A 10,324-nucleotide genomic window follows, 5' to 3' on the forward strand; every position below is an offset into this window, starting at 1 on the left:
ATTTCATTAATGTTTACACGAATGGCGCAAAGATTGAAGCAGTTAACGAAATGGAGTGGATTAATGGAAAAATTTGGGCAAACATTTATCAAAAAGATGCTATAGCAGTAATTAATCCAAAAACTGGCGCTGTTGAAAACGTAATCAATTGTAATGATTTAAGAAGCAAAGTAACCCAGCACCAAGAATTAGATGCGTTTAATGGAATTGCATTTAACCCAGCTACTAAAACGTATTTTGTTACAGGTAAAAATTGGGATAAAACTTTTGAGATTGTAGTTGAGTAACTTTATTCGAAATTCATAAAAAAAGCCTCATTTCTGAGGCTTTTTTACTTTTAGATTTTACTCGTAATAATATCTAACCATTTTTTAGCAATTCTAAATTCTTCTCCGATTATGAAATTTTTCGCATCAGCGTGAAAGAAAACCAAATTAACTTCTTTATGATTGTTTAATGTTAAATGCAAAGCTAATTTATTAATTTCAGGATTGTTTTTTGGTACATTTCCATGTTTGTCGAATTGAACTAAGGTACATTTTTTAACTTCTTTCAAATTAACAACTTCATTAATTTGAGCTTCTTCTCCTTTTCTAAAGAAAGCTATCATATCGCCTTTTAATCCAATTCCTGAATTGTTTGCCCAAAAATCGGTATCTGAGAACTTGATGTTTTTATCGGACGATAATTCGTTTAACGTGTTTAATAATTGATTTTTTCTTTTTCTAACGTTATTATTGATGATGAAAATAGGAATAATGATTAATGAAAAAAATACGATTCCTATAATAGTGTTGGTAATATCCATTTTGAATTTATTTTAAATTAAGTGTATAATAAGACTTCCCCAAGTATACTATTTACAAGGGATTAACAAAACTTAAAATAAATTTTACCAGAAATAATGAAACGGAAAAATGATTCTAGAGGTGTTTAAAAACAGATTTAAAAAGTTCTTTTTAACGAATAAGACTTCAAAACTATTTTTATTGAATAATTCCAATTGAACTAAAGAAGTTGGTAATAAAAATGAAGGAATTTGCTTTCTAACAATTTCATTTGAACCTGAAAAATTTTGATTCGTTTTTAATGAAACGGATTCTTTTTGAATTCCTTCTTGATTAAAATCAATTTTTCCTTGACTAAAATGAGAGGAAATTTCTTTTGTAGATTCTTTTTTTAAAGGTTGAGAAATAGGCAAAGTATCATTACTACGCAACAACAAATAACCGAATATAAAAACGGTTAAAGTTGTAACAATATAATGAGCGACTCTTTTCAATGGAATTATTTTTGCAAATGTAATTATAAATTAACTACTTAACCAATTTCGCTACAATTTCCGAAACAGGCAAAATAGCTTTCGTATCTTCAATACTTGGTCCCGCTACCCAAACAGTTTTATATGTTACTTGTGTAGCTGCTTTTTCAGTAGCTTTCATTCCAATGTAAAAACGAATCATTTTGACCCATTTTTTTAGGCTTTTATTTTTATTTAATAAAGTTTCCAACCAAGTTTGTTTGGTTCCTACTTTTTGAACATATGGTGTATTGATAACCGTACATGGAGTTCCAGAAATACGTTCGGTCATTACAATATCTTTCGCACCATAATCCACACACGCTTGCTTGTATTCTTGAGAAACACCCGATTCAATGGAAGCAATAAACGGACTTCCTACGGAAACACCAACGGCTCCATAGCTTAGCATTTTATCTAAATCAGCCTTACTTCCTACTCCACCTGCAGAGATTACAGGTAAAGAAGTATTTTCGTTTAAAGATTTTATTAATTCCTCTGGACTAATATTTCCTCTATGCCCACCAGCTTGATTGTTTACTGCTACTAAAGCATCGGCTCCTAAACTTTCTACTTTTTTAGCGAAAGATAAATCGGTAACATCACAAAAGACTTTGATTCCTACTTTATGTGCTTCATTAATAGTTTCTTCTGGTGAACCTAACGAAGTCAGAATGAAATCCACTTTTTCTTCACACAAAATACGTAATTGTTCTTTGTATTTTACGTTAGATTTGTTTACGATTAAATTAAATCCAAAACTTCCGCCAGGAACTTTAGCAGATTTCAATTCGTGAATAGCAGATTTTAATTCTTCTAAAGTTCTATAATTCAAAGCCGGAATACAACCTGCAACACCACTTTTCATTCCTTCAATAACCATTTTAGTATTCGATACCAAAAACATAGGAGCCATAATTACTGGATGTGTAATTTGTAAAAGCGAAGTCAACGATTGTTTTTCCATTTTTATTTGAATTTATTTTCAAATGTAAGAAAAATAAAAATATTATGCACGCATATAAAAATTATTATTTTACTGTTTTGGACTAAAAATGTGATAACAATTGTTAAAATTCTTAATAAAAACTTAATTTAATAAGAGAAAACACTGATTTAAAATAAATTTGAACAAACTAACTTAATAATGAAAAACAAACTTACACTTCTAAGTAGTATTTTGGTATTATTTCTATTTTCTTGCAGTGCAACAAAGAGCAAGAAGAAGACAACAAATAAAGCCAAAATGGAAACCGTTGCATCGGATGCTAAAAAACCAGATGCTAAAAAAGAACCAAAACCTTATAAAAAGGTAATTGATTCAACTGCTGTAACTCAAGATGGACTTATTGATGTTCACAAAGTAGGAGAAAAATACCTTTTTGAAATTTCAGATTCCTTAATTGGGAAAGAAATTATGACTATTACAAGATATTCTAAAACTCCTGCTGGAGGTGGAATATTTGGTGGTGAAGAAGTAAATCGTCAAGTCGTTCGTTTTGAAAAAGGACAAAACAACACTATACTTCTTCGTTCGATTACTTATGTAATTATGACACCAGATGAAGACAAACCAATTACAAAATCGGTTAAAAATTCAAGTGCAGATCCAATTATTGGAATTTATGACATTTTAGCTTACAAAAAAGATAAATCGGGGAAAGAAAATATTGCTAGCGTTATTGATATGACTGCTGCTTTCGAATCTGACATGCAAACTTTCTCACTGAATTCAATTAACAAACAAATGTTAAGCATTCAAGCTTTTCAAAAAGACAAATCATTTATTCAGTTTGTAAAGAGTTTTCCAATCAATACTGAAATTAGAACTACAAAAACATTTACTACCGTTGCACCACAATTATCAAGAAATCCAACACCTAAAATTGGGGTAGATTTACCTGCGGGATTAGATGCAGGTGTGGTTACAATGGAATTAAACACTTCTTTTATTTTACTTCCTGAAAATCCAATGCGTAAACGTGCTTTTGACAAAAGAGTTGGATACTTTGCTAACGGATACGATGTTTTTGAGGAAGATTCTCAAAAAGCCGATACTGATATTTTTGCTGTGAGATGGCGTTTAGAACCAAAAAATGCTGAAGATGCTGAAAAACAAAAAAGAGGTGAACTAATTGAACCAAAAAAACCAATCGTTTACTATTTAGACCCAGCAACTCCAGACAAATGGAAACCATTCATCAAACAAGGAATCGATGATTGGCAAGAGGCTTTTGAATTTGCTGGTTGGAAAAATGCAATTCGAGGCGAATATTGGCCAGAAAATGATCCAACAATGAGTTTAGAAGATGCTCGTTTTTCAGTATTGAGATATTTTGCAGCTGAAATTCAAAATGCTTATGGCCCAAATGTTCATGATCCAAGAACTGGAGAAATCATGGAAAGTCACATTGGATGGTACCATAACATTATGAGTTTATTACGCGATTGGTATTTAATTCAAACATCTGCAGTTGATCCACAAGCTAGAAATAAAAAGTTTGACGATAAATTAATGGGAGAATTGATTCGCTTTGTAGCGGCTCATGAAGTTGGACATACTCTTGGTCTTCGCCACAACATGGGAGCTAGTTTTGCAACTCCAGTAGAAAAACTTCGTGATAAGGAATTTCAAAAACAAAATGGTCATACTTCATCAATTATGGATTATGCTCGTTTTAATTATGTAGCACAACCAGAAGACGGTGTAACTGATTTATTCCCAAGAATTGGTGATTATGATAAATGGGCAATTAAGTGGGGTTATTCATACTTTAAAGATGCCAAAGACGAAGATGCTGAAAAAGTATTATTAAACGAAATGACAAAAGAGGCATACAAAAATCGTCGTTTATGGTTTGGTACCGAAACAAATCCGTATGACCCACGATATCAAACAGAAGATTTAGGAGATAACGCTATGAAAGCTTCTGATTATGGAATTAAAAATTTAAAAAGAATCTTACCTAACTTAATTGAATGGAGTAAAGAAAACGGTGAAGATTATGATGAATTAAACGGTTTATACAACTCTTTAACAGGCCAGTACAGACGTTATATGGGTCACGTTACCAAAAATGTTGGTGGTATTTACGAAACTCCAAAAACGTATGACATGGAAGGAAATAAATACGAAGTGGTTCCTTCATCTATTCAAAATGAAGCTGTTGCTTTCTTAAATGAGCAATTATTCAAAACTCCAAAATGGTTATTAGACCAAAACGTATTATCTAAAATTAAACCAGAAAACGGAGTTGAAGCTATCAAATCAATTCAAGATGGAACACTTTCTAGTTTATTAGCTGGAGATCGTTTAGTTCGTTTATTAGAAACTTCATCTCAAAACAAAGCAAATTATTCTGTTGATGAATTAATGAGCGATTTAAGAAAAGGTATTTTCTCTGAAATAAGAGCTAACGCACCTATTGATATTTATAGAAGAAATTTACAAAAACTATTTGTTTCTAAATTGATTGAAACCATGTCAACAGAAAAAACAAATGTTACTTTCTTTAGTGGTAGAAGAATTGTTTTAGCCGATACCGATATTCCATCAATTGCTCGTGGACAATTAAATGAATTGAAAAATCAGTTAAAATCAGCTGCGGCTGGTTCTGCAGATCGTTTAACTAAATTTCACCTAAACGATTTAGTTGCAAGAATTGAAAATGCAATGAAACCTAAATAAACTAATAAATTTAAACAAAAAGGGATGACTTAATTGTCATCCCTTTTTTTATATTTTAAATTGATTATTTTTTCTTTTTAGTTCCTGAAGTCTTTGGAGCACCTTTCATCTCATACTTACTTGTTGCTACATTGTAAACATAAGTACTATTTTGAGTTTTTGTTTTTAAGTTAAAACTACCATCAGCGTTCAACATAAATTCAAAACCTTCATTTCTATTTTTTTCAACATCATGTGAAGCGGTTTTATTGGCATCTAAAAAAATAGTTTCCTTAATATGACTCGACTTTTGAGTATTTCCTAACAAAAGTGTTTTAGTCTCAGTATCCCAAAGTTGATCTTCGGTAACTACTCCATTTTCCTTTTTTAATTTGGTATCAATTTTAATTTCTTCTTTCCAATTTACATGATAAAACTTTTTTCCTTGCGTTGAAAAACTTTTTACAACAAAACCAGTTGGTTTAAAATCAGTTTTTTCTAGTTTTTTTACTTCCAATGTATCTACTTTATCTTCATTTTTCACAAAAAGAACAACGCGTTTTCCTGATTTTTCAGAAATAACCTCAGCAGAAATGTTATCTACTTTTGTTAAAACAACATTTTTTGTAGCTGCTGGTTTTGCTTTTGTTTTTCCTTTTTGAGCAAATCCGATTGTTGATACTGATAAAATAAGAAGTAAAAATAGTTTTTTCATAATAGTAGGTTGTTAAATTAAGTTCCTAATATACAAAAAAATAGATATGATTGAATTTTATGAAATAAAAAAACCGAATCATTGCTGATTCGGTTTTAGATTTAATTTTTAATTATCTTTTTTATTAATCTTTTACCTTTATTAAATACTTCTAATAAATATACACCAGATTGATAATTTGAAGTAGAAAGATTTTTAATTTGAGAATCTATTTCTCCAGTAGCAACTACTCTTCCGTTTAAATCATACAATTTATAAGAAAATTTAGCGTGTGTTTCATCATTATTTTGAATAACAATTGCATCAGAATATATATCATAATAAACAGAAAATAATTCATTATCAAAATTTGATTGAGACAAAGTAGAATTTAGTTGAGATATTTTTGAATATACAGAATCCCCAGCGTTTGATGCTGATACTCTAAAATAATAGCCATCGTAAGTTGATGGAACATTAGTAAGATTTAATGTATTTGTAAAAGCTCCTGAAATTCCAGGCATTGTTCCACCATCATTAAGTGGTGTCCAATTTGTACCATCAATACTCATCTCCCATCTATACGAGCTTGCATTTAATGTAGTTACAGAAAAAGAAGTAGCTCCATTTACATTAAAAGTTCTGTCTGATGGCTGATCGTCTATAATAACATAATCACAAATCAATGACCCCGCTCCTACTTGACCTTGATTGGTTTGTTGCACTAAAATACTCCCAGATAGATTAGAAAAATTTGTAGACATAATTACATAAAACTTACCACTAGGAGCATTTGCAACGTTAACGTATTCAGTTGAAGAAGGTGAATAACTACAATCTAAAACATTATTACTTGGTAGTGAACCATTTATAAAAGAAAGTTCTGATGTACAATCTGGTAAATGATCAAAAGGCCCCCACATAATAAAATCAACATCTTGATTGTTATAAGATGGTGAGTTATCCCCTTGACTAAGTTGTAAGTCAATAGCCCCGCTTAATCCTGATTTAAAAATATACCATTTAGGATTAGGTGTAGCACCTAAACATAATAAACTACCTTCTTCGGCAATTCCAGTAGTATTAGAAATTAAACTCCCATTTGCACATACAGGAGTTGCATTAAAACAACTGGTAATTTGCGAACTAATTAATCCTGAAATAAATAAAAACGTAAATGTGTAAAGTTTTTTCATATTTGTAACTATTTCTTACAAAAGAACAAAAAAAAAACCGAATCTTATTGATTCGGTTTATAATAATTTAATTTTTAATTATTTTCTTAATATTTTTAGAATCATTTGTTGATATTTCTATTAAATAGATTCCAGATTGTAGGGTTTCAACAGAAATAATAGAAACATTTTCGACAATGTTACACTCCAAAATTTTTCTTCCATTTAAATCTAAAATAGAATACTTAGGATTTTTTAATAATAAATTTTCTTCTAATTGAATTGTAAATTGATCAACAGTTGGATTAGGATAAATAATATAATCAAATGTTTCAAAATTAGAATTAGCTAAAGCAATCGATAATAAAGCACTCTCTGAATATTTTAAATCAGTAGCACTTGTCATTTGAACTCTAAATAAACTTCCATCATAAGTTGAAGGTAAATTATCCAATATTAATGTGTTTGAATTTACACCACTAATTAAAGGTGACACTCCTCCATTATCCAAATTTATCCAACTTGAACCACCATCAGTGCTTCTTTGCCATAAATAACTACTAACGTTTAAACTACTGGTCGTAAAAGTTCTACTTTCTCCAACATTGAAAGATTGATTATTTGGTTGTGAAACAATAGTAATCTCTGTAGGAGGACAATCAATATCTAAAAATAGAAAAAAGTCATAAGAACATCCAGAATTAATATTAGTAAAATAAACAAAAACAAAGGTGTTTTCACTAATGCTAAATGATTCGGGATTAGAAATTAAATCAAAATTTTCATCAAAGTACATAAAGTCAAAATCACTTTGATTGATTCCGTTAAGAAAAACACTTTCACTCTGTGTTAAATCAAATACTGGAGAACATTCTCCAGGTTGACCATTTAGAATTATTGGGTTTGTATTAATTTCATTTGAATCAATAATTATAGATACCTCATCCTCTACTATGGAAAAACAATATCCATTTACAATAACTTTCCAAATACCTGATTGGTTTACAGATACCGTTTGTGTTGTTAATTCTGATTGCAAAACACCATTAAAATACCATTCATATTCTACATTATTTGGAGTAACTTCAGAAGTTGGATCAAAGTTTGCCGTTAAATTAATATTATTCATTGAACTATTACAAATAACTCTATCAGGACCTAAACTAACATTACATATTATAGTACAATTTAGATTTCCTGCACTAACATCATTTGCATTTGTTTGTTCAATTTTTAATGAACCTAGGTTATTACTATAATTAGTTACAAGAAGAATATAGTAAGAATTTGCAATTGCATTCGGAATATCTAAAATTTCAGTTGATGATGGACTATAACTACAACTAACAATATTATTTGAAATTGATGTATTACCATTGTAGCTATACAAATCTGTATCACAATTAGGAACTGATGTAAAAGGCCCCCAGCAAATATAATCTACATCCAAATTATTAAAATCTGGATAATTATTACCTTGTCTTATATCAAAGACTAGGTTTCCTCCATTACCTACTTTAAAATAAAACCAGCTTGGGTTATTGGCATTGTTTAAACAACCTACTTGCCCAATTGAAGATTGATTTGTCATGGTTTGAAAAAGAAATGAATCACCACATAATAATGTTGGATCACTACATGTAGGTGACTGAGAAAAAGTAAATGTTATAATAAACAAAAACAGAAGAGTAAAAATTTTATTCATTTATTTTAGATTAATTTCTTACAAAAGAACAAAAAAAAACCGAATCATTGCTGATTCGGTTTTAAATTTATTTTCGATTTGAAAATTATTTCACTTCTTCGAAATCTACATCTTGAGTTTGGTCTCCTGAAGCAGCCGCTTGTGGCTCAGCTTGAGAAGCTCCTTGCTCTTGTGATTTGTACATTTCTTCTGTAGCTGTTTTCCAAGCTGCATTTACGTTGTCTAAACCTTTTTGAATAGCTTCTAAATCTTGATTTTCGTGAGCCATTTTTAATTCAGTTAGAGCATATTCGATAGCTGTTTTGTGCTCAGCAGTTAATTTATCACCAATTTCTTTTAATTGACTTTCTGTTTGGAAAATCATAGAATCAGCTTCATTAATTTTTTCTACTCTTTCTTTAGCTAATTTGTCTGCTTCAGCATTCATTTCAGCATCTTTTTTCATTCTTTCGATTTCTTCTGGAGTTAAACCTGAAGAAGCTTCGATACGAATATCATGTGATTTTCCTGTTCCTTTATCTGTAGCTGATACTTTGATGATACCATTCGCATCAATATCGAAAGTTACTTCAATTTGAGGAACTCCTCTTGGTGCTGGTGGAATACCATCTAAATGGAAACGACCAATTGTTTTGTTATCATTTGCCATTGGTCTTTCTCCTTGTAAAACGTGGATTTCTACCGATGGTTGGTTATCTGCTGCTGTTGAGAAAACTTGCGATTTTCTTGTTGGGATAGTTGTGTTAGACTCTATTAATTTTGTCATTACACTTCCCATAGTTTCAATACCTAATGAAAGTGGTGTAACGTCTAATAATAATACGTCTTTTACTTCACCAGTTAAAACTCCACCTTGAATTGCAGCTCCAATTGCTACTACTTCATCAGGATTAACTCCTTTTGATGGTTTTTTGTTGAAGAATTTCTCAACTTGTTCTTGGATAACAGGAATACGAGTTGAACCTCCTACTAAGATAACTTCGTCAATATCAGAAACTGATAAACCAGCATCTTTTAAAGCTTTAGCAACTGGTTCCATAGAACGTTTTACTAAAGATTCAGCTAATTGTTCAAATTTAGCTCTTGTTAACGTTTGAACTAAGTGTTTTGGTCCAGAAGCCGTAGCTGTAACGTATGGCAAGTTGATTTCTGTTTGAGCAGAAGCTGATAATTCAATTTTTGCTTTTTCAGCTGCTTCTTTTAAACGTTGTAATGCCATTGGATCTTTACGTAAATCAACACCTTCAGCAGCATTGAAATCGTTAGCTAACCAATCGATAATTACTTGGTCAAAATCATCTCCACCTAAGTGAGTATCTCCGTTTGTAGATAATACTTCGAAAACTCCGTCTCCTAATTCTAAGATAGAAATATCAAAAGTACCTCCACCTAAATCGTAAACTGCGATTTTTTGGTCTTTTCCTTGTTTGTCTAATCCATAAGCTAAAGCTGCTGCTGTAGGCTCATTGATGATACGCATTACTTTTAAACCTGCAATTTCACCTGCTTCTTTCGTAGCCTGACGTTGTGCATCGTTAAAGTAAGCTGGAACAGTAATAACTGCTTCAGAAACTGAATGACCTAAATAATCTTCAGCTGTTTTTTTCATTTTTTGAAGTGTCATTGCAGACAATTCTTGTGGTGTATATAAACGACCATCGATATCAACACGAGGTGTATCGTTGTCACCTTTAACCACTTTGTAAGCTACTGTTGAAGCTTCTTTTGCACTTTCAGTATACTTGTTACCCATAAAACGTTTTACAGAAGCAATCGTTTTTGT

Annotated in this window: 9 protein-coding genes; 2 read left to right on the plus strand and 7 right to left on the minus strand. The window is 30.8% G+C overall.

The features are described 5' to 3' along the window. Positions 1 to 287, plus strand: a 287-nt coding sequence (locus tag L6Q46_RS09770; RefSeq protein ID WP_291284150.1) for a glutaminyl-peptide cyclotransferase, incomplete at its 5' end; no start/stop codon positions are given. A gap of 50 nt (positions 288 to 337) precedes the next feature. On the opposite strand, the gene L6Q46_RS09775 is transcribed toward L6Q46_RS09770, so the two are convergent. The 3 genes from L6Q46_RS09775 to L6Q46_RS09785 all read right to left on the minus strand — a co-directional run bounded on the left by L6Q46_RS09775 (position 338) and on the right by L6Q46_RS09785 (position 2,267). Further along, positions 338 to 808: a hypothetical protein gene (locus L6Q46_RS09775; protein ID WP_291284151.1), complete on the minus strand. Its 471-nt coding sequence runs from the start codon at positions 806 to 808 to the stop codon at positions 338 to 340. Between the two features lie 84 nt (positions 809 to 892). After that, positions 893 to 1,282, minus strand: a complete 390-nt coding sequence (locus L6Q46_RS09780; protein WP_291284152.1) for a hypothetical protein — start codon at positions 1,280 to 1,282, stop codon at positions 893 to 895. A gap of 34 nt (positions 1,283 to 1,316) precedes the next feature. Continuing rightward, positions 1,317 to 2,267 (minus strand): nitronate monooxygenase, encoded by a 951-nt coding sequence (locus tag L6Q46_RS09785; protein ID WP_291284153.1) that lies wholly within the window; start codon positions 2,265 to 2,267, stop codon positions 1,317 to 1,319. 180 nt (positions 2,268 to 2,447) lie between these two features. On the opposite strand from L6Q46_RS09785, the gene L6Q46_RS09790 reads away from it, so the two are divergent. Then, the gene (locus L6Q46_RS09790; RefSeq protein WP_291284154.1) at positions 2,448 to 4,988 is read left to right on the plus strand and encodes a zinc-dependent metalloprotease; all 2,541 of its coding nucleotides are present in this window, start codon (positions 2,448 to 2,450) and stop codon (positions 4,986 to 4,988) included. Positions 4,989 to 5,052: 64 nt separating this feature from the next. Here L6Q46_RS09790 and L6Q46_RS09795 read toward each other — a convergent pair whose 3' ends face one another. The 4 genes from L6Q46_RS09795 to dnaK form a co-directional block, all read right to left on the minus strand. Further along, entirely contained in the window at positions 5,053 to 5,682 is a 630-nt protein-coding gene (locus L6Q46_RS09795) for a hypothetical protein (protein WP_291284155.1), read from the minus strand. Positions 5,683 to 5,783: 101 nt separating this feature from the next. After that, positions 5,784 to 6,857, minus strand: coding sequence for a T9SS type A sorting domain-containing protein (locus tag L6Q46_RS09800; protein WP_291284156.1), 1,074 nt, complete (start codon positions 6,855 to 6,857; stop codon positions 5,784 to 5,786). Between the two features lie 67 nt (positions 6,858 to 6,924). Next, complete coding sequence (locus tag L6Q46_RS09805; RefSeq protein ID WP_291284157.1) at positions 6,925 to 8,427, minus strand: T9SS type A sorting domain-containing protein; 1,503 nt, start codon at positions 8,425 to 8,427, stop codon at positions 6,925 to 6,927. Between the two features lie 199 nt (positions 8,428 to 8,626). Beyond that, a partial coding sequence (gene dnaK / locus L6Q46_RS09810; protein WP_291284158.1) for a molecular chaperone DnaK occupies positions 8,627 to 10,324 on the minus strand: 1,698 nt, incomplete at its 5' end.

It is taken from the genome of Flavobacterium sp. (assembly GCF_023151265.1).
Classification (GTDB): Bacteria; Bacteroidota; Bacteroidia; order Flavobacteriales; family Flavobacteriaceae; genus Flavobacterium.

Excerpts from the sequence above, each read along its gene's own strand:
- L6Q46_RS09775 (WP_291284151.1), bottom strand. The coding sequence starts at position 808 with ATGGATATTACCAACACTATTATAGGAATCGTATTTTTTTCATTAATC.
- L6Q46_RS09785 (WP_291284153.1), bottom strand. The coding sequence starts at position 2,267 with ATGGAAAAACAATCGTTGACTTCGCTTTTACAAATTACACATCCAGTA.
- L6Q46_RS09790 (WP_291284154.1), top strand. The coding sequence starts at position 2,448 with ATGAAAAACAAACTTACACTTCTAAGTAGTATTTTGGTATTATTTCTA.
- L6Q46_RS09795 (WP_291284155.1), bottom strand. The coding sequence starts at position 5,682 with ATGAAAAAACTATTTTTACTTCTTATTTTATCAGTATCAACAATCGGA.
- L6Q46_RS09800 (WP_291284156.1), bottom strand. The coding sequence starts at position 6,857 with ATGAAAAAACTTTACACATTTACGTTTTTATTTATTTCAGGATTAATT.
- L6Q46_RS09805 (WP_291284157.1), bottom strand. The coding sequence starts at position 8,427 with ATGACAAATCAATCTTCAATTGGGCAAGTAGGTTGTTTAAACAATGCC.